This is a genomic window from Streptomyces luteireticuli, assembly GCF_041519305.1.
GTDB lineage: Bacteria > Actinomycetota > Actinomycetes > Streptomycetales > Streptomycetaceae > Streptomyces > Streptomyces luteireticuli.
Genome location: NZ_CP167927.1, coordinates 2,918,944 through 2,939,810 on the forward strand (window position 1 = coordinate 2,918,944; position 20,867 = coordinate 2,939,810).

24 protein-coding genes are annotated in these 20,867 nt (G+C 71.8%); 16 read left to right on the forward strand and 8 right to left on the reverse strand.

The window, feature by feature from the left end; translation table 11 throughout:
• Window positions 1-54 precede the first annotated feature (54 nt).
• From AB8735_RS12610 to AB8735_RS12630, 5 genes are all read right to left on the reverse strand, one after another.
• Window positions 55-1,509, reverse strand: coding sequence for a M1 family metallopeptidase (locus AB8735_RS12610; protein ID WP_372407265.1), 1,455 nt, complete (start codon window positions 1,507-1,509; stop codon window positions 55-57).
• A gap of 49 nt (window positions 1,510-1,558) precedes the next feature.
• Complete coding sequence (locus tag AB8735_RS12615) at window positions 1,559-2,104, reverse strand: hypothetical protein (protein WP_372407266.1); 546 nt, start codon at window positions 2,102-2,104, stop codon at window positions 1,559-1,561.
• 144 nt (window positions 2,105-2,248) lie between these two features.
• A complete protein-coding gene (locus AB8735_RS12620; protein ID WP_344032532.1) occupies window positions 2,249-3,322 on the reverse strand; it encodes a prenyltransferase in 1,074 nt (357 codons plus the stop codon).
• The gene (locus tag AB8735_RS12625) at window positions 3,319-4,053 is read right to left on the reverse strand and encodes a class I SAM-dependent methyltransferase (protein ID WP_344032530.1); all 735 of its coding nucleotides are present in this window, start codon (window positions 4,051-4,053) and stop codon (window positions 3,319-3,321) included. The genes AB8735_RS12620 and AB8735_RS12625 overlap by 4 nt, the downstream gene beginning before the upstream one ends.
• A gap of 47 nt (window positions 4,054-4,100) precedes the next feature.
• Window positions 4,101-5,459, reverse strand: coding sequence for a glycosyltransferase family 4 protein (locus AB8735_RS12630; protein ID WP_372407267.1), 1,359 nt, complete (start codon window positions 5,457-5,459; stop codon window positions 4,101-4,103).
• Window positions 5,460-5,719: 260 nt separating this feature from the next.
• Here AB8735_RS12630 and hpnH point away from each other — a divergent pair, with 260 nt between their 5' ends.
• The 9 genes from hpnH to AB8735_RS12675 all read left to right on the forward strand — a co-directional run bounded on the left by hpnH (window position 5,720) and on the right by AB8735_RS12675 (window position 14,387).
• Entirely contained in the window at window positions 5,720-6,724 is a 1,005-nt protein-coding gene (hpnH, locus tag AB8735_RS12635) for an adenosyl-hopene transferase HpnH (RefSeq protein ID WP_344032527.1), read from the forward strand.
• Window positions 6,725-6,848: 124 nt separating this feature from the next.
• Window positions 6,849-7,457, forward strand: coding sequence for a TetR family transcriptional regulator (locus AB8735_RS12640; RefSeq protein ID WP_344032525.1), 609 nt, complete (start codon window positions 6,849-6,851; stop codon window positions 7,455-7,457).
• A 222-nt stretch (window positions 7,458-7,679) separates the two neighbouring features.
• Window positions 7,680-8,975: a prenyltransferase/squalene oxidase repeat-containing protein gene (locus AB8735_RS12645; RefSeq protein WP_372407269.1), complete on the forward strand. Its 1,296-nt coding sequence runs from the start codon at window positions 7,680-7,682 to the stop codon at window positions 8,973-8,975.
• Entirely contained in the window at window positions 8,972-9,607 is a 636-nt protein-coding gene (locus tag AB8735_RS12650) for an SCO2322 family protein (protein WP_372407271.1), read from the forward strand. Before AB8735_RS12645 ends, AB8735_RS12650 begins: the two co-directional genes overlap by 4 nt.
• The gene (locus AB8735_RS12655; protein ID WP_372411834.1) at window positions 9,577-10,749 is read left to right on the forward strand and encodes an energy-coupling factor transporter transmembrane component T; all 1,173 of its coding nucleotides are present in this window, start codon (window positions 9,577-9,579) and stop codon (window positions 10,747-10,749) included. Before AB8735_RS12650 ends, AB8735_RS12655 begins: the two co-directional genes overlap by 31 nt.
• Window positions 10,746-12,410: an ABC transporter ATP-binding protein gene (locus AB8735_RS12660; RefSeq protein ID WP_372407272.1), complete on the forward strand. Its 1,665-nt coding sequence runs from the start codon at window positions 10,746-10,748 to the stop codon at window positions 12,408-12,410. Before AB8735_RS12655 ends, AB8735_RS12660 begins: the two co-directional genes overlap by 4 nt.
• Window positions 12,407-13,213, forward strand: a complete 807-nt coding sequence (locus AB8735_RS12665) for an ECF transporter S component (RefSeq protein ID WP_372407273.1) — start codon at window positions 12,407-12,409, stop codon at window positions 13,211-13,213. Before AB8735_RS12660 ends, AB8735_RS12665 begins: the two co-directional genes overlap by 4 nt.
• Window positions 13,214-13,272: 59 nt before the next feature.
• Window positions 13,273-13,752: a hypothetical protein gene (locus tag AB8735_RS12670; RefSeq protein ID WP_372407275.1), complete on the forward strand. Its 480-nt coding sequence runs from the start codon at window positions 13,273-13,275 to the stop codon at window positions 13,750-13,752.
• A gap of 293 nt (window positions 13,753-14,045) precedes the next feature.
• Window positions 14,046-14,387 (forward strand): helix-turn-helix domain-containing protein, encoded by a 342-nt coding sequence (locus AB8735_RS12675; protein ID WP_372407278.1) that lies wholly within the window; start codon window positions 14,046-14,048, stop codon window positions 14,385-14,387.
• Here AB8735_RS12675 and AB8735_RS12680 read toward each other — a convergent pair.
• Both AB8735_RS12680 and AB8735_RS12685 read right to left on the reverse strand, forming a co-directional pair.
• Window positions 14,316-14,609 (reverse strand): DUF6255 family natural product biosynthesis protein, encoded by a 294-nt coding sequence (locus AB8735_RS12680; protein WP_372407281.1) that lies wholly within the window; start codon window positions 14,607-14,609, stop codon window positions 14,316-14,318. The genes AB8735_RS12675 and AB8735_RS12680 overlap by 72 nt on opposite strands.
• Before the next feature lie 2 nt (window positions 14,610-14,611).
• A complete protein-coding gene (locus tag AB8735_RS12685) occupies window positions 14,612-14,782 on the reverse strand; it encodes a hypothetical protein (RefSeq protein ID WP_344032512.1) in 171 nt (56 codons plus the stop codon).
• Between the two features lie 125 nt (window positions 14,783-14,907).
• On the opposite strand from AB8735_RS12685, the gene AB8735_RS12690 reads away from it, so the two are divergent.
• The 7 genes from AB8735_RS12690 (at window position 14,908) to AB8735_RS12720 (ending at window position 19,525) form a co-directional block, all read left to right on the forward strand.
• A complete protein-coding gene (locus tag AB8735_RS12690; RefSeq protein ID WP_372407284.1) occupies window positions 14,908-15,726 on the forward strand; it encodes a helix-turn-helix domain-containing protein in 819 nt (272 codons plus the stop codon).
• On the forward strand, window positions 15,723-16,004 hold the full coding sequence (locus AB8735_RS12695) for a DUF397 domain-containing protein (RefSeq protein WP_372407286.1): 282 nt from the start codon (window positions 15,723-15,725) through the stop codon (window positions 16,002-16,004). Before AB8735_RS12690 ends, AB8735_RS12695 begins: the two co-directional genes overlap by 4 nt.
• Window positions 16,005-16,029: 25 nt before the next feature.
• The gene (locus AB8735_RS12700; RefSeq protein WP_372407289.1) at window positions 16,030-16,554 is read left to right on the forward strand and encodes a putative immunity protein; all 525 of its coding nucleotides are present in this window, start codon (window positions 16,030-16,032) and stop codon (window positions 16,552-16,554) included.
• Between the two features lie 166 nt (window positions 16,555-16,720).
• Window positions 16,721-17,449: a hypothetical protein gene (locus tag AB8735_RS12705; protein ID WP_372407291.1), complete on the forward strand. Its 729-nt coding sequence runs from the start codon at window positions 16,721-16,723 to the stop codon at window positions 17,447-17,449.
• 290 nt (window positions 17,450-17,739) lie between these two features.
• Window positions 17,740-18,375: a DUF6230 family protein gene (locus tag AB8735_RS12710; protein ID WP_372407293.1), complete on the forward strand. Its 636-nt coding sequence runs from the start codon at window positions 17,740-17,742 to the stop codon at window positions 18,373-18,375.
• Entirely contained in the window at window positions 18,363-18,830 is a 468-nt protein-coding gene (locus tag AB8735_RS12715; protein WP_372407296.1) for a DUF6114 domain-containing protein, read from the forward strand. Before AB8735_RS12710 ends, AB8735_RS12715 begins: the two co-directional genes overlap by 13 nt.
• On the forward strand, window positions 18,827-19,525 hold the full coding sequence (locus tag AB8735_RS12720; RefSeq protein ID WP_372407299.1) for a hypothetical protein: 699 nt from the start codon (window positions 18,827-18,829) through the stop codon (window positions 19,523-19,525). Before AB8735_RS12715 ends, AB8735_RS12720 begins: the two co-directional genes overlap by 4 nt.
• A 67-nt stretch (window positions 19,526-19,592) precedes the next feature.
• Here AB8735_RS12720 and AB8735_RS12725 read toward each other — a convergent pair whose 3' ends face one another.
• On the reverse strand, window positions 19,593-20,858 hold the full coding sequence (locus AB8735_RS12725; RefSeq protein ID WP_372407302.1) for a serine hydrolase domain-containing protein: 1,266 nt from the start codon (window positions 20,856-20,858) through the stop codon (window positions 19,593-19,595).
• Window positions 20,859-20,867: the final 9 nt, after the last annotated feature.

A 20,867-nucleotide genomic window follows, 5' to 3' on the forward strand; every position in this document is an offset into this window, starting at 1 on the left:
CCGTGACCGAAAGGCCCGCCGGGGACTTCCCCGGCGGGCCTTTTCGCGCGCCCGTCAGCGGTGGTCCGGCTTGTCCGCCTTGAACAGCCAGGTGTCGAAGAGATCCCCGAGGTCCTTGCCCGACTTCCGCTCGCACAGCTTGATGAAGTCGTCGGTCCCCGCGTTCCCGTACCGGTGGTTCCGCGTCCAGGCCTTCAGGATGTCGAAGAAGACGGGATCGCCCACCGTCTCGCGCACCTTGTGCAGCACCATCGCGCCCCGCCCGTACACCGGGCGCCCGGATATCGTCTCGGCCGTCGGATAGGCGGGCGGGAAGGCCCAGATGTCGTTGCCCTCAGCGTCCTTCGACTCCGGATCCTTGCCGTCGTAGTAGTCGTCGAAGGTCTGCTTCTCGCTGCGGCCCTTCTCCTGCTGGGCCTCCCACATCCACTCCGTGTACTGCGCGAAGCCCTCGTTGAGCCACATGTCACGCCAGTTGCGTGGGGTGACGGAGTTGCCGAACCACTGGTGCGCCAGTTCATGGACGATGATCCGGTCGGTCTCGGGCTCGGGGAAGTACGGCTTGGTCTGGGTCTCCAGCGCGTAGTGGATGTACGGGTTGTCGTCGATGATGCCGCCGAACGACGAGAAGGGGTACGGGCCGAAGCGCTCGCGCGCCCAGGTCATCGCCTTGGGCAGCAGCTCCTTCATATGCCGGGCCGCGTCCTCATGCTTGGGCGCGTACGCGATGTAGGCGGGCACCCCGGCCGCGTCCGTCTCGGCCGTCTTGAAGTCGCCGACGGCGACGGTCGCCAGATAGCTGGCCATCGGTTCGCCGCTGTGCCAGGTGAAGACCGTCCAGTCGTCGCCGTCCTCGTCCTCGACCTGCTCCTTCTTCTTCAACTCGCCGTTGGCCACGGCGGTGTAGCCGTCCGGGACGGAGACGGTGAAGTCGTAGGACGCCTTGTCCGACGGGTGGTGGTTGCCGGGGAACCAGGCCATGGAGCCCTCGGGTTCGCCGAGTCCGACGGCCCCGTGGTCCGTCTCGATCCAGCCCTCCTTGGCGCCGTCGGGGTCCCGCATGGTCTTCGGCTTCCCCGAGTAGACGATCTCCGCCTTGAACGTCGCGCCCGTGCTCACCGGCTGCTCGGGAACCACCTTCAGCTTGTTCCCCTTGCGGGAGGTCTTCGCCGTCTTCCCGCCGACCTTGGCGTCCGTCACCTTCATCCCCGTGAAGTCGAAGGTGAAGGAGGACAGCTCCTCGGTGGCGCGGGCGGTGATGACGGCGGTGCCGTCCAGGTCGTTGCCCTCGGGCTCGTAGTCGAGCTCCAGGCCGTAATGCAGCACCTGATAGCCGCTGTTGCCAAGAGACGTGAAGACCGGGTCGCCCGCACCCGACCCGCCGGCGTGCGGGCCGGACTCCCCGCCGCCCGAGCAGCCGGCGAGGAGCGCGAGCGCGACGAGCGGCACGGCACGGCGCAGCAGGCGGCTGCGCACGGTGGACACGGATGCGGACTCGGTCTTCGCCATGAGAGACATGCTCCCATCGGCCACTGACAATCAGCAGGGCGCCGGCGCGTCAGCCCTTCTGCAACTCGCTCGCGGAGGGCTCCTTGTCGGTGACGGGGGCGCCGGCGCTCTTCCCCGCGTCCTTGACCTGGCCGATCACCTTGTCCACGGAGTTGACGTCGTTGTCGTTCGCCTCGCCCTTGCGGAGCTTGGTGCCCAGGCTCTTGAGGGAGTCGATCCCGGCGGTGACGGGGACGAGGGCCTTGGCGAGGGTCGGGTCCCCCTGGGCGTTCTTCGTCGCGGCCTTGAGCCGGTTGTAGGTGAACGCGCCTGCCAGGCCCGCCTTGACGAGGGCACCGGTGCGGCCGTCCGCGCCCTTCTTGAAGGAACCCGCGCGGTACGGCTTGACGATCCACTTGTAGGCGGCACCGGCCGCGAGGCCCGCGTTGGCGACGAAGCGGGTCTTGGCGAACTTCTGCTTCTCGGCCGAACTGGTCGGAGTGGCCTCGGCCTTCTCCTTCTTGCTGCCGCCGCCGCAGGCCGAGCCGGTCAGCAACAGGCCGCACACCAGCGGCAGGACGATGATGGTGCGGCGGACGCGGGCACGTTCGGACACGCTGGCCTCCACGGCGGGCGGACACGGTACCCGGCCAGCGTGACCGGCCCCGCGCCGGGCCGCATCCGGACGGCACCGTTCGGGGGAACGCCCCGGCGCGGGACCGTCAAAAACGGGCCACGGGCGGAAACGCGCCACGGGCGGTCAGGGGCAGCAGTCCGGTTCCAGCCCCCTCGGCAGCCTCTCGCCGCCGAAGACCGCGGCGGTCGCCTCGTCGCCGCCGAGCGCGGCCACGGCCAGCAGCAGGGAACCGGCCGTCCAGGTGGTGCGCTCCTCGGGCCAGATCGCGTCGTCCTCGAAGACGTAGCCCGTCCAGTACATGCCGTCGTCCGCGCGCAGGCGCTGGATCCAGCGCAGGATCTCCACCGCGCGGTCCGACTGGCCCACCGCCCAGAGGGCGAGGGCCAGTTCGCAGCTCTCGCCGCCGGTCACCCAGGGGTTGGGCACCACGCAGCGGACCCCGAGGCCCGGGACGACGAAGCGGTCCCAGTCCTCCTTCAGGCGCGCCGCGGCCTCCTCGCCGGTGAGGGCGCCGCCGAGGACCGGGTAGTACCAGTCCATCGAGTAGCGGCTCTTGTCGAGGAAGCGCTCGGGGTGGCGGCGTATCGCGTGCGCCAGCAGCCCGGCCGCGAGCTCCCAGTCGGGCTGGGGCTCCTCGCGGTGCTCGGCGATCGCCAGGGCGCAGCGCAGCGCCTGGTGGATGGAGGACGAGCCGGTGAGGAGCGCGTCGGTGACGTCGGTGCCGTCCGCCTCCCGCTTCCAGCCGATCTGCCCGCCGGGCTGCTGGAGTTGGAGGACGAACTCGACGGCCGCGTAGACGACGGGCCACATGCGGTCGAGGAAGGCGTCGTCGCCGGTGGAGAGGTAGTGGTGCCAGACGCCGACGGCGACGTAGGCGGTGAAGTTGGTCTCGCGGGCGCGGTCGGTGGGGGCGGTGTGGTCGCCGTCGGCGTAGGCCGCGTACCAGGAGCCGTCGGGGTTCTGGTGCTCGGCGAGCCAGCGGTAGGCGGCCCCGGCGCGCCCGTGCTCGCCGGCGGTGTCCAGGGCCATGGCGGCCTCGACGTGGTCCCAGGGGTCGAGGTGGTGGCCGCGGAACCACGGTATGGCCCCGTCCTCGCGCTGCCCGGCGGCGATGCCGGCGACGGTGGCGACGGTCTGCTCGGCGGTGAGGACGCCCGGGAGCGCGAGGCGCTCGATGCGCCGTTCCGACGTGGTCACGCGCGGTCCGCGGCGGGCTCGTGCGGCTTGGTGGCGTAGGCGACGAAGCTCTTGCCGATGACCGGGTTGAGGACCTGTTCGGCGATCCTCGTCGCCGCCGGCTTCTTCATGATGTCCCAGACCAGCAGCTTGTGGTAGGCGCGGACCGGCAGCGCCTTGTCGTTGTCCACGCCGAACGCGCACTTGAGCCACCAGTAGGGGCTGTGCAGTCCGTGCGCGTGGTGGGTGCCGTACGGCTTGAGCCCGGCCTCCTCCATCTTGCGCAGCAGTTCGTCCGCCTTGTAGATGCGGATGTGCCCGCCCTCGACCTCGTGGTAGGCGTCGCTGAGCGTCCAGCAGACCTTCTCCGGGCCGTAGCGGGGCACGGTCACGGCGATCCGGCCGCCGGGCTTCAACACCCGGACCATTTCGGCGAGTACACCCTTGTCGTCCGGTATGTGCTCCATGACCTCGGAGATGATGACGACGTCGAAGCTGTCGTCGGGGAAGGGCAGGGCCAGCGCGTCGCCCTCCATGGCGGTGGCGGTGGCGCCCGCGGGGGCCTCCCCGGCCTCCTTCATCGCGGCGAACCACTTGGCGACCTCGCGGATCTCCTCGCCGTTGCGGTCGAGGGCGACCACCTGTGCGCCGCGCCGGTAGCACTCGAAGGCGTGCCGGCCCGCGCCGCAGCCCAGGTCGAGGACGCGGTCGCCGGGGGCGAGCGGGAAGCGGGAGAAATCGACGGTCAGCACGGCGGAGGTCTGCTTTCGTCCGGCGGAGTGGGTGGGTGGCGGCGGTGCTAGGAGCGGACCGGCAGCGGACCGGCGCCCGCCCGGGCCAGGGCCCTCGCCCGCGCGGCGCGTTCGATCGAGGCGCGGTAGTGCTCGGCGGTGCCGATCGCCGCCTGCCGCCAGGTGAAGCGGGCGAGCACCCGCTCGCGGCCCGCCGCGCCGAGCCGGCGGCGCAGTTCCTCGTCCGCGAAGAGCCGCTTGAGCGCGCCGGCGAGGGCGTCCGCGTCGCCGGGCGGCACGGCCAGGCAGGTCTCGCCGTCGGGCCCGGAGACCTCGGGGATGGCCCCGCCGGTGGTGGCCACCAGCGGGGTGCCGGTGGCCATGGCCTCGGCGGCGGGCAGCGAGAAGCCCTCGTAGAGGGAGGGGACGCAGGCGATCTGGGCGCTGCGGACCAGGTCCACCAGCTCGGCGTCGGTGATGCCCTTGACGAACTCCACGGCGCCGTCGAGCCCGTACTGCTCGATGGCCCGGGCGACCGGCCCGTCGTCCGCCCGCTTGCCGACGACGACCAGGTGCGCGCCGGGGACCTCGGTACGGACCTTGGCGAGCGCCTCGACGAGGTGCACCAGGCCCTTGAGGGGAACGTCGGCGCTGGAGGTGGTGACGATCCGGCCGGGGACGACCGGGACGGACGGGTCGGGCGAGAAGAGGTCGGTGTCGGCGCCTATCGGCACCACGTGGACGCGGTCCGGGCGCACCGCGAGGTGGTCGACGATCTCCTGGCGCGAGGAGCCGGAGACGGTGAGGATCCGCGGCAGCCGGCGGGCCACCTTCTCCTGCATGCGCGTAAAGGCGTACCAGCGCCGGACGGACATCCTCCGCTTGCGGTCGTCCCCCGCGGCCTCCAGCTCCAGGCGCCGGTCCACGGTGACGGGGTGGTGGACGGTGGTGACCAGCGGGGCGCCCAGGTCGGCGAGGAGGCCGTAGCCCAGCGTCTGGTTGTCGTGCACCACGTCGAAGTCGCCGCGGCGGGCGGCGAGATGGCGCCGGGCGCGCAGCGAGAAGGTCAGCGGCTCGGGGAAGCCGCCGGTCCACATCGTGGCGACCTCCAGCGCGTCGACCCAGTCGCGGTACTCGTCGCGCTTCGGGGTGCGGAACGGGTCGGGCTGCCGGTAGAGGTCGAGGCTGGGCAGCTCGGTAAACGTAGCCCCACCATCCAGCACGGGATAGGGCTGGGCACCGATGACCTCGACGCGGTGGCCCAGCCGGGCCAGCTCGCGGGACAGGTGGCGGACGTAGACGCCCTGGCCGCCGCAGAACGGGTTGCCCTTGTAGGACAGCAGCGCGATGCGCAGCGGCCCGTCCGGCGCGGAGGCCGTCGCGGTGCGCGGACCCGGCCCGGCTGCCTGGGCGGTCTCAGCGGTCACTCGCGGCCCCCAATTCGTCCTGCTGGTTCGGCGGGAGCGTAACCGCTCCGGAATCTCTAGAACAAGTTCCACCACCCTCCCATCGCCGGAAATGGAGGGAAAGCACGACAAGTCACAAGGACCCCGGCATGCGGCGCGCGAAAGGGTCGCACAAGGGTGATGAGGCTGTGATGCGCGCCGACGCGTCCACCGGGCGCCGCGCGGGAAGGGATTCACGCCGACCTGACGTACCTGACGTAAACGACGACCTGGAGACGGGCATGAGCCTGCCGCTTCATCTGTCAGTCAAGCTCGGGAAGCACCTGATCCAGCAGAAGCTGCGGCGGCGGGAGAAGTTCCCGCTGCTGGTCGAGGTGGAGACGCTCTTCGCCTGCAACCTCAAGTGCGCCGGCTGCGGCAAGATCCAACACCCGGCGGGGACGCTCAAGCAGCGGATGCCCGTCCAGCAGGCGCTCGGCGCGGTCGAGGAGTGCGGGGCGCCGATGGTGGCGCTGTCCGGCGGGGAACCGCTCATGCACCCCCAGATGCATGTGATCGTCCGGGAGTTGCTGGCCCGGAAGAAGTTCGTGCTGCTCTGCACCAACGCGGTGCTGCTGCCCAAGCACCTCCACAAGTTCCGCCCCCACCGGAACTTCGTGTGGATGGTGCACATCGACGGGCTCAAGGAGCGGCACGACGAATCGGTCAGCAAGGACGGCGTCTTCGACCAGGCCGTGGAGGCCATCCGGCTGGCCAAGTCCAAGGGCTTCCAGGTCTATACGAACAGCACCTTCTTCAACACGGACACCCCGCAGGACATCATCGACGTCCTCGACTTCCTCAACGACGAGCTCAAGGTGGACCGGATGCAGATCTCGCCCGGTTACGCCTACGAGAAGGCGCCCGACCAGGACCGCTTCCTGGGCGTCCAGCAGACCCGCGAGACGTTCCGCAAGGCGTTCGCGGGCGGCAACCGGCGGAAATGGCGCTTCAACCACTCCGCCCTCTTCCTCGACTTCCTGGAGGGCAAGCGGGACTTCGCCTGCACGCCGTGGGGCATCCCGCTCTACAACCTCAAGGGCTGGCAGCGCCCCTGCTACCTGATGGAGGACGGGTACGCGAGCACGTACCAGGAACTGCTGGACACCACCGAGTGGGAGAAGTACGGCCGGGGCAAGGACCCGCGCTGCGACAACTGCATGGCGCACTGCGGGTACGAGCCGAGCGCGGTGCTGGCGACGGTGGGCTCCCTGCGGGAGAGCATCCGGGCGGCGACGTCCATGTGAGGCCGCCGCGAAGGCGGTTAACCTGAAACACGTTCCAGTGGCTTGCAGTGATTCGCATCACTGGCGCACGCCTGTCATGATGCCTGCCCGTCGACCGCCGCCGCCTGCAGAGGAACGCACCGAAGTGGGACAGAAGACCGCAGCCCCGAGACCCGCCCTCTGCCCTCCGCCCACCACGGAGCGCCAGGAGGCGCGGCGGCGCGGCATCCTGTCCGCCACGACGCGGCTGGCGAGCCGGGGCGGGTTCGACGCGGTGCAGATGCGGGCGGTGGCGGAGTCGTCGAACGTCGCGCTCGGCACGCTGTACCGCTACTTCCCCTCCAAGATCCATCTGCTGGTCGCGACCATGCAGGACCAGCTGGAGCAGCTCCACGACACCCTGCGCAAGCGCCCGCCGACGGAGGCGGACCCGTCGGCGCGCGTCGCGGGCACGCTGATGCGGGCCTTCCGCGCGATGCAGCGGGAACCGCATCTGGCCGACGCGATGGTGCGCGCGCTGACCTTCGCGGACCGCTCGGTCAGCGCGGAGGTCGACGCGGTGTCGCGGCTGACGACGACGATCATCCTCGATGCGATGGGGCTGGGTGGGCCGCCGACGGCTGAGCAGTTGTCGGTGGTGCGGGTGATTGAGCACACGTGGCACTCGGTGCTGATCACGTGGTTGTCGGGGAGGGCGTCGATTGCGCAGGTGCGGGTGGATATCGAGACGGTGTGCGGCCTGATTCGGCCGTGAGGGTTTGCTCCCCGCCCCGCCCTAAACCGTTTTCGCGGGGGCGGAGCCCCGCTCACCGCGGCGAAGCCGCGGTGCGGGCCCCGGGGCTTGCCCCGGAAGAAACGGTGAAATGGGGGTGCCCCCTCTGGGGGAGGGACCGGGGCACCCCTCCCCCCTCACCGACTAAAGTGGCAGAACCCCGCAAGAGCACCGCAAGAAGCACCGAGAGGCAACCCCCACCCCATGGCCCCCTCCCTCGACGCCCGCCGCCGCACCCGCGCGACCCGCGCTGCCGCGACCCGCGCCGCCGCGGCCCTCGCCGGCGCCGCCGTCCTGAGCACGGCCGTGATCCCCGCAGCGGCAGCCGACGGCGGCACCTCCGCCCCGGCGGCCCCAGGTCTCTACGGGTCCACCGACCCCAAGTTCGACGGGGTCTTCCGCCAGTCCCTCGCCTTCCTCGCCCAGCACGCCACCGGCGTCACCCCCGCCCCCAAGGCGGTCGACTGGCTGGCGGGCCAGCAGTGCAAGGACGGCGGCTTCCCCGGCTTCCGCGCCGACACCGGCAAGGCCTGCGACCCGGCGAAGGACGAGTTCCCCGACCAGACGGCCGCGGCCGTCCAGGCGCTGGCCGCGGTCGGCGGGCGCGGCGCCCAGGTCACCAAGGGCCTCGACTGGCTCAAGTCGCACCAGAACGAGGACGGCGGCTGGGGCATGAACCCCGGTGCCGCCAGCAACGCCAACTCCACCGCCGCCGCGATCGGCGCGTTCGCCGCCGCCGGGCAGGACCCGGCGAAGGTCGAGTCGAAGGGCGGCAGGACGCCCTTCGACTCCCTCCTCACCTTCCAGCTCGGCTGCGACGCCGCCGAGGCCGACCGCGGCGCCTTCGCCTGGCAGGCCCAGAACGGCAAGCTGAACGCCGACAACTTCGCCTCCGTCTCCGCCACGACCGCCGCCCTCGGCAAGGGCTACCTGGTCGACCCGGCGGACGCGAAGGAGAACAAGGACGTCCAGCCGCTGAACTGCCCCGGCGGCAAGCCCAAGGACGCCCCCGCCGCCGCCCGCGCCTCCGCCGCGTACCTGGCGAAGAAGCTCGCCGGCTCCGGCAACCACCTGGAGGCGTCCATGCCCGGCGCCCCCAAGGGCCCGGACTACGGCGTGACGGCCGACGCCGTCACCGCCCTCGCCGCCGGCGGCCACCGCGACGCCGCCGGCAAGGCGCTGGACTGGCTGTCCTCCAAGGACAGCAAGACCGCCGCCTGGGCCAAGGGCGACAACGGCAAGGGCGACCCCGGCCGCCTGGCCAAGCTCGTCCTCGCGGCCCGCGCGGCCGGCGCGGACCCGCGCGACTTCGGCGGCACCGACCTCGTCGAGGCCCTCAACGCGACCGGCCCCAAGCCCGCGGCCGTCGAGAAGGCCACGGAGGACGAGGAGAAGAAGGACGACAAGGGCTCGTTCGGCGGCTGGTGGTTCGCGGCCGTCGCCTTCGTCGCCGCCGTCGGCGTCGGCTTCCTCTTCAGCAACCGCAAGAAGAAGCAGTGACCCGGGCGCGGGCGACCGCGGTCCTCCTGCTCACCGGCCTGCTGGCGGTCCTGTTCGCCGCCGCGCCCGCGCAGGCCGCCGGCTACCGCTACTGGTCGTTCTGGCAGGGCGGCGGCGGCAAGGGATGGACCTACGCCACCCAGGGCCCGTCCCTCGCCCGCCCCGGCGACGGCGAGACCGTCGGCTTCCGCTTCGCGGTCAGCAAGGACTCCGCCGACGCCGCGAAGCCGCGCACGGCCCCGGACTTCGCGGCCGTGTGCGCCCGCACCCCCGCCGAGGAGGGCCGCAAGCGCGTGGCCGTCGTCCTCGACTTCGGCACCCCCGCCGACGCCCCCGGCGGCGAGCACCCGCCCGCCGCCCGCACGGCCTGCGCCCAACTGCCCGGCGACGCGAGCGCCGGTGACGCGCTGGCCGCCGTCGCAAAGCCGCTGCGCTACAACTCCTCCGCGCTGCTCTGCGCCATCGCGGGCTACCCGGAGTCCGGCTGCGGCGAGCAGGTGGACGCACAGGAGCACAGCGAGAAGGACAGCGACGGAGGCGGCCCCTCCGCCGGCCTGATCGGCGGCATCGCCGCCGTGGTCGTCCTCGGTGGCGCCGCCGCCTGGCAGGCCCGCCGCCGGCGCGCCCGGTGACCGGGGCGCTGCACGCCGGCGCCTGGTGGATATGGGCGCTCGGCCTGGCCGCCGCCGCCTCGCGGACCACCAACCCGCTGCTGCTCGCCCTGCTCGTGGCCGTCGCCGGCTATGTCGTCGCGGCCCGCCGCACGGCCACCGGCCCCCGGTCCCGCTCGTACGCCGCCTTCCTCAAGCTGGGCCTGGCCGTCATCGCGATGCGGCTGGTCTTCGCCGTCCTCCTCGGCTCCCCGATCCCCGGCACGCACACCCTGTTCACGCTCCCCGAAGTGCCGCTCCCGCACTGGGCGCAGGGGGTGCGGCTCGGCGGCCGCGTCACCGCCGAGGGCGTCGTCTTCGCGCTCTACGACGCGTTCAAGCTGGCCGCCCTGCTCGCCTGCGTCGGCGCCGCGAACGCCCTCGCCAGTCCCGCCCGGCTGCTCAAGTCCCTTCCCGGCGCGCTCTACGAGGCGGGCGTCGCCGTCGTCGTCGCCATGACCTTCGCCCCCAACCTCGTCGCGGACGTCCAACGGGTGCGCGCCGCACGCCGGTTGCGCGGCCGCCCCGACCGCGGATTCCGCGGCCTGCTCCAGGTCGGGCTGCCCGTGCTGGAGGGCGCGCTGGAGCGTTCCGTGGCGCTCGCGGCCGCGATGGACGCCCGCGGCTACGGCCGTACGGCCGAGGTCCCGCCCGCCGTGCGCCGCACCACGTCCGTCCTCACCCTCGGCGGGCTGCTCGGCGTCTGCGCCGGTACGTACGGACTGCTCGCCGACCAGGGAGCGGGCTACGGCACCCCCCTGCTGGCCGCCGGGCTCCTCGCCGCGCTGGCCGGGCTGCGCCTGGGCGGGCGCCGTTCGGCCCGTACCCGCTACCGCCCGGACCGGTGGGACGCGCGCGCCTGGCTGGTCTCCGGGTCGGGCGCGGCGGTGGCGGCCCTGATGATCTGGGCGGGTACGCACGCGCCCGGGGCGCTGCACCCGCCCGCCGTCCCGCTGACCGCGCCCGAACTGCCGCTGTGGCCCGCGGCGTCGGTGCTGCTCGGCCTGGTCCCGGCGCTGCTGCCGGGGACGGGCGCGCCGTCCCCCTCCGTACCGGAACAGCGCACCGCCCCGCTGCCGTCATCGCCGACATCGCCGACATCGCGAAGGAGCCGCACTCCGTGATCCGCTTCGAGCAGGTGTCGGTGACGTACGACGGCGCCGGCGCCCCGGCGCTCCAGGGCGTCGACCTCACCGTCCCCGAGGGCGAGTTGTGCCTCCTCGTCGGCCCGTCCGGGGCCGGCAAGTCCACGCTCCTGGGCGCGGTGAGCGGCCTCGTCCCGCACTTCACCGGCGGCACGCTGAGCGGCCGGGTCACCGTCGCGGGCCGCGACACCCGCACCCACCGCCCGCGCGAACTCGCCGACGTCGTCGGCACGGTGGGCCAGGACCCGCTCGCCCACTTCGTCACCGACACCGTCGAGGACGAACTCGCCTACGGCATGGAGTCCTTGGGCCTGCCCGCCGACACCATGCGCCGCCGCGTCGAGGAGACCCTGGACCTGCTGGGCCTCGCCGAGCTGCGCGACCGCCCGATCGCCACCCTCTCCGGCGGCCAGCAGCAGCGCGTGGCCATCGGCTCCGTCCTCACCACGCACCCCCGCGTGCTCGTCCTCGACGAGCCGACGTCCGCGCTGGACCCGGCCGCCGCGGAGGAGGTGCTGGCGGTGCTCCAGCGGCTCGTCCACGACCTGGGCACCACCGTGCTGCTCGCCGAGCACCGGCTGGAGCGGGTCGTGCAGTACGCGGACCAGGTCGTCCTGCTCCCCGGCCGCGGCGAGGCCCCGGTCGCCGGCGCCCCGGCCGAGGTCATGGCCCACTCCCCCGTCCACCCGCCCGTCGTGGCCCTGGGCCGGCTCGCGGGCTGGTCGCCGCTGCCGCTGTCGGTGCGCGACGCGCGCCGTGCGGCGGCGCCGCTGCGGGAACGGCTGGCGGACGCGGCCCCGCCCGCCACCGCGGCTCCCGTGGAGAGGGCCGCCCCCGCCCGCCCCTCCCGCGGCTTCCTCCGCCGTCGCCGCGCTCCGGAAGACCCCGCCCTCGCCGCCGAGGTGACGGACCTGACCGTCCGGCACGACCGCGTCGACGCCCTGCGCGCCGTCTCCCTCACCGTGCGCCCCGGCGAGACCATCGCCCTCATGGGCCGCAACGGCGCGGGCAAGTCCACGCTCCTGCGCACCCTGGTCGGCCTCCACGAGCCGGTGCGCGGCACCGTACGGACCGGCGGCGCGACCCCGCACCGCACCGGCCCGCGCGAACTGCTGCGCCACGTCGGCCTCGTCCCGCAGGACCCGCGCGACCTGCTCTACGCCGACACCGTCGCCGCGGAGTGCACGGCCGCCGACGCCGACGCGTCCGCGGCCCCCGGCACCTGCCGCGCCCTCGTCTCCTCCCTCCTCCCCGGCATCCCGGACACGACCCACCCCCGCGACCTCTCCGAGGGCCAGCGCCTGGCCCTCGCCCTGGCGGTCGTCCTGACCGCCCGCCCGCCGCTCCTCCTCCTCGACGAGCCGACCCGCGGCCTCGACTACGCGGCCAAGGCCCGCCTGGTGGAGGCCCTGCGCGGGCTGGCCGCCGAGGGCCACGCGATCGTCCTGGCCACGCACGACGTGGAACTCGCGGCCGAACTCGCGCACCGCGTCGTCGTCCTGGCCGAGGGCGAGACGGTGGCCGACGGCCCGACGCCCGACGTCGTCGTCTCCTCCCCCGCCTTCGCCCCCCAGGTCGCGAAGATCCTCGCCCCTCTCCCCTGGCTCACCGTCCCCCAGGTCCGCGAGGCGCTGTCATGACGGCCCGGGCCATCCGCCTGGGCCCCCGCTCCGTCGCGGCCCTCGCCCTCATCACCCTCATCGGCGTCGCCGCCTTCGGCTGGCCCCTCCTCGCCGGCTCCGCCTCCGGCCTGGCCCACTCCCAGGACGCGCCCTGGCTCTTCGCGGCGCTGCTCCCCCTGCTCCTCGCCGTCGTCGTCGCCACCATCGCCGACACCGGCCTGGGCGCCAAGGCCGTCGCCATGCTCGGCGTCCTCGCGGCGGCGGGCGCGGCGCTGCGCCCCCTGGGCGCGGGGACGGCCGGCATCGAGCCCATGTTCTTCCTCATGGTCCTCTCCGGCCGCGTCCTCGGCCCCGGCTTCGGCTTCGTCCTCGGCTCCCTCTCCATGTTCGCCTCGGCGCTGCTGACCGGCGGCGTCGGGCCCTGGATGCCCTTCCAGATGCTGGCGATGGGCTGGGTGTCGATGGGCGCGGGCCTGCTGCCGGAACGACTGCGCGGCCGCGCGGAGTTGGCCGTGCTCGCGCTCTACGGCGCGGTGGCCTCCTTCTGCTACGGCACGATCATGAACCTCCAGGGCTGGCCCTACATCGGCTCCCTGGCCTCCGGCATCTCCTTCGTCCCCGGCGATCCCCTGTCGGAGAACTTGACCCGTTTCGCCGCGTACTGCCTGGCGACGAGCCTGGGTTGGGACCTCCCGCGCGCGGCGGTCACCTCGGTGGCGACCCTGCTCCTGGGCCCGGCGGTCCTCAAGGCCCTGCGCCGGGCGACGCGGAGGGCGGCGTTCGAGGCGCCGGTGGAATTCAAGGACGCGGACACGGCGTGAGCGCGCCCCGCTCTGTTTCCGGTCACGGCCCGGGCCCGGTCCGGCGTTCCCTGCGGTGGATGTACGGCACGGTGCTCCGCGGCACCGTCTTCTCGCTCGTCCTCGCGCTGCTCCTGCTGGTGGGCTATCTGCGCGTCATGAACCGGGTCGGCGGCGGCCCCCTCTCCTCCGGCTGCCCGAAGCCCTCCGCGGGCGTCTCCCCGACCAGCCTGCACGGCGAGTTCACCGGCCCCGACGGGATGCGGATCACCCTCGCCTACCCGGAGCGGACCTTCCGCGTGAAGAACTGGCCGCTCAAGGACTCGGCCCCGGACTACCGCGACTCCCGGCGCCTCGACGGCTCCGGAACCTGGTCCGCCGACCGGCCCTCCGCCCCGTCCGGCACGACGCTCACCCTCCGCTTCCGCGACGCCCCCGCCGGGGACCCCGTCAAGGACCTCGGCATCGGCGGCGACAACGGCGCCCCCGTCCTCTTCGAGGACCATGACCCCGATGTCTGCCCGTCGTTGGTGTTCCAGCGCGCGGGCGGGGGCGGCTGAGCGGGCGGCCGGGCTACGGGGGCGGTCATGCCCCCGGACGTCTGCGCGTCGTACGTGCTTCGTACGGGTGAGGCCGGCCGAGCGTCCCTCCAATATGTCGCTGACGACATATACAGTGCCGAGCGTGAACCGTCTGTACGCGATCGAGATCGAACCCGAGGTCCGGGACTGGGACGAAGGCCCATGAGGACGCCGAGATTCAACGGGCGAAGTTCGCACAGAAGACGTGCATGGCCGAACACGGCCCCGCACACGAGGAGTTCATCCGCACCATCGGGAGAGGAGAGATCTGAATGTCCCACAGCCGATGGAAGACCATCCGCGACCGCAAGATCAGCGAGGGCTTCAGCGAACCCGCCGAGGTCGCCGAAGCCCGGTACGAGATCGGGCTCTCCATGGCCCTCGCCAAGGCCGTCCACGACCGCCGCACGGCACTCGGACTGACCCAGGCCGAGCTCGCCGAACTCGCCGGGCTCACCCAGGCGAAAATCTCCCGCATCGAGGGGTCCGACACCGTACCCACCCTGCCCTTGCTGGCCAAACTCGCCCGCGCGCTGGATGCTTCACTCGACATCTCCTTGGACGAGGACAGCACCCGCGTGGCCTTCACCGCGCATCACAGCGACGCGGCCTGAGCTGCGCGGGCCTCCCTTCGCCCCGAGCAAGGGGGCGAAGGCCGGGCGGCGGAGCCGCCCCGTCCCCGTACCAGCGGACGTCGGTCCGCTCTCCGCCGGGCCCGGGACGTCGCGCCACAGCGCGGCGTACGCGGTGAAGCGGCGCGTGCCGCAGTGACGGCAGGTCGCGACGCCGGCGGCCACCGTCCAGGCGATGGTGGCGTGTACGCACGTCTCCATCATCGTCAGTGCATCCACCGCTGGTGCCGGCCCATGGCGACGATCCACCCCTGCGCGGCGGTGCGGTTCCCTGCGCGGGTGGCGGCGTGGAAGGCGTCCTTGATGCGGCGGCATTCCGTGCAGGGGACGGGGACGGGCGGGGGCAGCTCGGATGGCGGAGGCGCCGACGCGGGCATGGGGGTACCTCTTCGGGTGGGCAATTACTGGATGTATCAACAGAGTTGCGGACCGCGAGTACGCTCCGGAAGAGGGGAGCCCATAACTCCGCGCGAGTTATAAAACGGAAGGTGCGCTGCTGCCCATGGCTGCCGAGACGGACTCACCGGACCCCACGTCGTCGCTCCTGGCCTTCTTCGGCTCCGAGCTGCGACGGGTGCGCACGGAGGCGCGCAAGTCGCAGGGCGAGACGGCGAAGTTGGCGCATACGACGCAGGCGATGATCTCGTATGTGGAGGCGGCGAAGCGGGTGCCGTCGGAGGACCTTGCGAGGGATCTCGACCTCGCGTTCGGGACGGGTGGGCACTTCGGGCGGTTGTACCCGCTGGTGGTGAAGTTCGTCTACCCCGACTGGTTCGTGCCCTACATCGAGTTCGAGCGCGAGGCCACATCGATCCGGGTGTTCGACAGCCAGGTCATCTGCGGCCTTCTCCAGACGGAGGAGTACGCCAGGGCAATCCTCGCCAACGGACGGCCGGACCGTCTGGAGGACTTGGTCGCCGCCCGGATGACACGGCAGGACCTGTTCGTCCGGGACGCCCCACCCCGGACATGGTTCATCATGGACGAGTACGCCCTGACCCGTTCGTTCATCGAACCGGGGGCACGAAAGCGGCAGCTTGAGCACTTGCTGAAGGCGGGCGAGCACCCCCGTACAGTGATCCAGGTCGTTCCCCACGACGCTCCGGTCCATCCAGGCCTAGAGGGCCCGTTCTCACTCCTCGGCTTCGAAGCAGGGGCGGACGTCTTGCACGTCGACGGCTTCTCACAAGGGCGAACCGCCCTGGACCCGTCCGAAGTTTCCAACGCCGTCTACGCCTACGATCTGATCAGGGCCACAGCCCTGTCTCCGCAGGCCACCGCAAACCTGATTCGCTCCCACCTGAAGGAACTCGGCCCATGACCCGCGCAAACCAACTGCCCGTCAAGTGGCGGAAGAACAGCCACAGCGGCCCCGATGGTGGCGCCTGCATCGAGTTAGGCGATCTCATACCCACAGAGTGGGCCAAGTCCAGCTACAGCAGCAGCAACGGCGGCCAGTGCCTCGAATGGGCCCCGGCCCAAGCCCCCACCGGCACCATCCCCATAAGGGACAGCAAACACCCCACCGGCCCCGCCCTCCTCATCCCCACCCCCGCCTGGCAGGCCTTCCTGCGCACGCTGGCCCCAGCAAGTCACTGACAACTCGCACCGGCAGGATGTACCGGTGGCGAACAAGGTGAACATCAGCGACGAAGACCGCCGGCTTCTCGCACTCTGGTCCGCGGACTGCGTCGAGCGCGCGCTGCCGCTCTTCGAGGCGAAGGCCCCCTCCGACACCCGCCCCCGCGAGGCGATCGAGGGCATCCGGACCTTCGTCCGCGAAGGGAAGCGGACAGGACAACTGCGCTCCCTCGCCTGGGCGGCCCAGACAGCCGCGCGCGAAGTCGGCGACCCGGCCGCCACCGCCGCCGCCCGCGCCGCGTGCTACGCGGGGGCGACCCCGTACATCCACCCCTTGGCCACCCCGCACCAGTCGAAGCACGCACTCGCCCCCGCGGTCTACACAGCACGCGCCCACGAGCTCGCGGCGGGCGACGACACCGGAGTCGGCGACGACGAACTCCGGTGGGCAATCGAGCACGCCCCACCGGCCGTTGGCGAACTCCTGCGGCGGATGCCGCCCCGCGTCCCCGGCCGCAGCCGCCTCGACACGCTCTACCACCAACTCGACGAGGCCCTTCGCCGCTGATCAGCCCATAAGGCCCCCAGGGCGCCTCCGGCGCGGGAGTGCAGCCCTTGAGCGCTGTTCGGCGAGAGCGCGCTTCGGCGCAGAGGAACCCGGTTGCTTTCACGGCGTGTCCATCCCGGCACCGAAGCTGCTTCACAGAAAGCAAGCAGCAGGAACGGGGGATCTGATGCGTTCGACGTACCGCACCGCACGCACCGCGCTGGCGGGCACCGTCATGATGGCGGCCACCGCAGCAGTGCTCGCGGTCTCGCCCTCCGCAGCCGCCCAGGACTTCGGGCCCGACACGTGTCTTCAGGGCTACGTGTGGCGCGAGGCCCGGCCCAGCGACCACGTGTGCGTCACGGGGGCGACCCGCGACCGGGCGCGCTACGACAACAGCCAGGCCGTCAAGCGACGCGACCCGGGTCACGGGGGCTACGGCCCGTACGCCTGCCGCGAGGGCTACGTATGGCGGGAGGCGTTCAAGGGCGACATGACCTGCGTGGAGCCGTCGACCCGCGCCGAGGCCCGGCGGGACAACCAGCTCGCCGACTCCCGCAAGGTGTCCGCGCGGCTCTGGGCGACCAGCCGGACCCCGGGCCCGCGGTGCAACGGCGACACCTGCACGACGACCAACGATCACCCGCGCATCCAGCTCCACGGCGACCACTACAACTACGGCAAGGTGAACGTCTCCATCTGGCGCAACTCCGACACGCGTCACGCCTTCTGGTCCAGCAGCGTCACCGCCCACGCCCAGCAGGGCCGCGCCGGCGGCGCCTTCGACATCGACACCAAGGTCGTCGACTGCTCCCGGAAGGGCAGCCGGCCCAACGGCTACGCCCAGGCCTACGACGTCGTCTCGGGCCGCTGGTCGGCCCGCGTTCCCGTCACCGTCGGCTGCTACGTGCTCTGAGCCGCCGAGCGCACGACGCAACGGGGTGTCCGGAGTTTCCGGGCACCCCGTACGACATGCGCGCCGGACCGTTGTCCAACTGCCCAACCAGGCAAGGCAATCACTGTCCGCACGAACCCTTGTCACTGGTCCGTACCGGACTTACTCTCGGGTACACCTTTCTGGGACGGCATGTACGCACGATGCGCGTTCGGCGCGTTGATCCCTTGATGCGGCGAACGCCCTCCTCGTCCCCTGCACCGGCAACGTTGTCAGACCGCTCACCAGCACATACGGAGGGGAACGGCACCATGAAGGACGCTCAGGGCAGACAGGTGACGGGACGGGTCAGGTGGCGGAAGTTCGCCGTGCTGGCCGTCCCGGGATTCGCGGTCACCGCCGCGCTGGCCGTGGCGCTCGCACAGGGAGCGCTGGCCGCGTCGTTCGCGGTGTCGGGGCAGGAGTTCAAGGTCAAGGCGGGGAGCATGCACGGCGAGGGCTTCGCGCAGTATGGCACCCTCGACTACAACATGCGGGACGGCAAGGACCACCCCTTCCCGGCAGTCGCGACCGCCATCCACAAGGCCACGATCCACAAACTCTGCCAGTCCGTGGTGACGGACTTCCCGGGGCTCGGCACCTTCTCGCTGAACGTCTCGGCAGGCGAGGATCCCAATCACCCGGTGATGGCGGAGGACTTGGTCCTCGACCTCACCAACCTGACCGGCGACGCCAACTTCTCCAACATCGAGATCGGACGGGACGCCTCCACCCTGGACAAGGGCCCCAAGAAGGCCAAGGGGATGCAGGACTTCTTCGGCCAGCAGGCGGACGTCATCGACATCAACGACGCCAATCAGGTCGCCTGGTCCGTCAGCGCCGCCAAGTTCAAGCTCTCCGGCCTTAGTCTGAGCCTCAACAAGGGCAAGCACGAGTGCTTCCAGTGACGTCCGGCGCCGACACGCGCCGACGGCACCCCTGGCTCGCATGGCGGATGTGGCGCAAGGGCCGCCCGTTCTGGGGTGGCCTGTTCACCACCCTCGCCGGAGTCGAGATCTCGCTCATTCCGCTGGGGCCGCTGAAAGTGATGCTGCTCCAGGGCGTCACGGGAATCCTGTCGATCCTCATGGGGCTGGTGCTGATCCTGATGGGGCTCAGCGCGTGGTTCGCCCCCAACTACCGTGGATTCGCCGGCATCGTGGCCGTGCTGTGCGCGGCCGCCGCGCTGGTGATGTCCAACCTCGGCGGGTTCCTGATCGGCACGGTCCTGGGCGTCATCGGCGGCAGCATGGTCTTCGCGTGGCAGCCGCATCCGGCTCCCGAGGACGACGAACCCCCTCCGCGCGTCTCGCTGCTCAAGGTCCGGCGCACTTCTCCCCTCCCACCCAAGGAGCCGCAATGACCGCAGCGCACAGATTCCGCTCGCGCACCCTGCTCGCCTCCGGTGCCGCCCTGGCCGTCGCCCTCGGCCTGGCAGGTACCGGAACCGCCACCGCCCGGACCGCGGACGACGCCGCGTCCACCACCGTCACCCCGGCGGGGCACTCCTTCGCGGCCACGCTCAACGGAACGGCGACCTTCACGGCCGGCTCCCTCGTGGTGACCTGCTCGACGTCCAGCTCCGCGCCCGACGCGAGCAGCGGGCACAACCGGATACCCGCGGCCCCCGGCAACGTCAACCCGTCCGGTCCGGTCGTCAGCGACCTCAACGCCCCCACGTACTCCAACTGCGATGTAAACCTGCCCGGCGTCCAGGTGACCATCCAGACCTCGGGCACCTGGAACGTCTCCATGCAGAACGGGAGCCCGATCACCGCCACCCTGACCATCCCCACCGGCGGCTTCGTCCTCAAGAGCACGGGTCTGGCCACCTGTACGGTGACGGCGGCGCCGACCGGCCCCGCGAGCTTCGGCACCGCGTTCACCAACGGTGACAGCAGCGGCCCTTCGAAGCTCACCGTCACCGACGCCGCGGTACCCGTGAAGGTGGAGGGCGGATTCGGCTGCCCGACGGCCGCCCAGACATCCACCTTCAACACCGTCTACGACATCACCGACACCACTGACCCCTCGTCCCAGATCACCGTCGGCAGCTGACGGAAAACGCAGAAGGCGCGGCCCGGCCGGTGCACGTTCACCGGCCGGGCCGCGCCCGCGCTCCGCGTCAGAAGCGGGTGTCGTCCGCCACCGGCACATTCGCCGGAGCCGGAGCCGGAACCGCCGAACGCTTCGTACGCAGCGACGGCTTGACCGCCGTCTTCGCCGGGCCGGTCGCGCCGCAGAACGCGGGCTCCAGCGCGTTCATCAATCCCTGCGTCACCGCACCGTTGTTGGAGGCGTTCGCGAAGACGACGACCGTCCGCTTCCCGTCGCGCGTCGCGAACGACTGCGTCTGGTAGCCCTGGACGATGCCGCCGTGGCCGTAGACCTTGGCGCAGGAGAGGGAGACCTCGCGCAGGCCCAGACCGTAGGCGATCTTGGCGGTGGGGGTCGGCAGGACGGCCGTCATCTGGCGCAGCGACGTGTCGGAGACCAGCCGGCCGCCGAGGAGGGCGCCGACGAAGCGGTCCATGTCGGCGGCGGAGGAGATGACGGCGCCGGCGCTCCAGACCCAGGAGCCGTTGGACTCGGTCGAGTCGAGCAGCGGCTTGGAGCGGTCGTCGTTGGTCAGGTAGCCGGTGATGTGCGGACCGGCGATGGTCTTGTCGGGGACGACGAACGAGGTCCGGGTCAGGCCCAGGGGCTCGATGACCTCCGTGCGCAGGACGTCGGCGTAGGAGCGGCCGGTGAGGTGCTCGACCGCCATGCCGAGGAGCACGTAGTCGGTGTTGGAGTAGGTGTAGCGGGTGCCCGGGGTGTACTGCACGCCGTGCTTGACGGAGAGCGCGACCATGTCGGCCGGTGTGTAGACCGTGTTGCGGATGCGCTTCTCGAACGCGGCCGTGGTCTCCTCGCCGGACTGCTCCAGCAGGTCGTTGGTGTGGTCGTAGATGCCCGCGCGGTGCTGCATCACCTGCCGGACGGTCATCGTCCAGTTCTCCGGGAGGGTCCCGGCCGGGAGGTAGTCGCGCATCGGCCTGTCGAGGTCGATGCGGCCCTGCTCGGCGAGGCGCATGACCAGGACGGCGGTGAACATCTTGGTGTTGCTGCCCACGCGGAAGCGCCAGTCGGCGTTCATGGGGGTGCCGTCGAGGTTCGCCTTGCCGACGGCGACCGACTGGGGAGCGCCCTCGCCGTCCCGGATCACCGCGAAGGCGCCCGGCGCGCCCGCGCCCACGGTGCGTTCCAGCGCGGTACGGACCCCTGCCGCGTCCGGCACCGGCGCCCCGGCGACGGGTGCTGCCGTCGCACCCGTGATCCCCGTAACGGCCAGCACCACACTGCTCACGGCCACTGTCGCGGCCCGTACAACCCCTGCCCCAGTTCTCATGATCATGAT

What these genes read in the sequence shown, in the direction of transcription:
- AB8735_RS12675 (WP_372407278.1), top strand. Translation starts at nt 14,046, where the DNA reads ATGTCCCACAGCCGATGGAAGACCATCCGCGACCGCAAGATCAGCGAG.
- AB8735_RS12670 (WP_372407275.1), top strand. Translation starts at nt 13,273, where the DNA reads ATGTACGGCACGGTGCTCCGCGGCACCGTCTTCTCGCTCGTCCTCGCG.
- AB8735_RS12720 (WP_372407299.1), top strand. Translation starts at nt 18,827, where the DNA reads ATGACCGCAGCGCACAGATTCCGCTCGCGCACCCTGCTCGCCTCCGGT.
- AB8735_RS12710 (WP_372407293.1), top strand. Translation starts at nt 17,740, where the DNA reads ATGAAGGACGCTCAGGGCAGACAGGTGACGGGACGGGTCAGGTGGCGG.
- AB8735_RS12725 (WP_372407302.1), bottom strand. Translation starts at nt 20,858, where the DNA reads ATGAGAACTGGGGCAGGGGTTGTACGGGCCGCGACAGTGGCCGTGAGC.
- AB8735_RS12695 (WP_372407286.1), top strand. Translation starts at nt 15,723, where the DNA reads ATGACCCGCGCAAACCAACTGCCCGTCAAGTGGCGGAAGAACAGCCAC.
- AB8735_RS12705 (WP_372407291.1), top strand. Translation starts at nt 16,721, where the DNA reads ATGCGTTCGACGTACCGCACCGCACGCACCGCGCTGGCGGGCACCGTC.
- AB8735_RS12685 (WP_344032512.1), bottom strand. Translation starts at nt 14,782, where the DNA reads ATGCCCGCGTCGGCGCCTCCGCCATCCGAGCTGCCCCCGCCCGTCCCC.
- AB8735_RS12690 (WP_372407284.1), top strand. Translation starts at nt 14,908, where the DNA reads ATGGCTGCCGAGACGGACTCACCGGACCCCACGTCGTCGCTCCTGGCC.
- AB8735_RS12645 (WP_372407269.1), top strand. Translation starts at nt 7,680, where the DNA reads ATGGCCCCCTCCCTCGACGCCCGCCGCCGCACCCGCGCGACCCGCGCT.
- hpnH (WP_344032527.1), top strand. Translation starts at nt 5,720, where the DNA reads ATGAGCCTGCCGCTTCATCTGTCAGTCAAGCTCGGGAAGCACCTGATC.
- AB8735_RS12665 (WP_372407273.1), top strand. Translation starts at nt 12,407, where the DNA reads ATGACGGCCCGGGCCATCCGCCTGGGCCCCCGCTCCGTCGCGGCCCTC.
- AB8735_RS12680 (WP_372407281.1), bottom strand. Translation starts at nt 14,609, where the DNA reads ATGATGGAGACGTGCGTACACGCCACCATCGCCTGGACGGTGGCCGCC.
- AB8735_RS12610 (WP_372407265.1), bottom strand. Translation starts at nt 1,509, where the DNA reads ATGGCGAAGACCGAGTCCGCATCCGTGTCCACCGTGCGCAGCCGCCTG.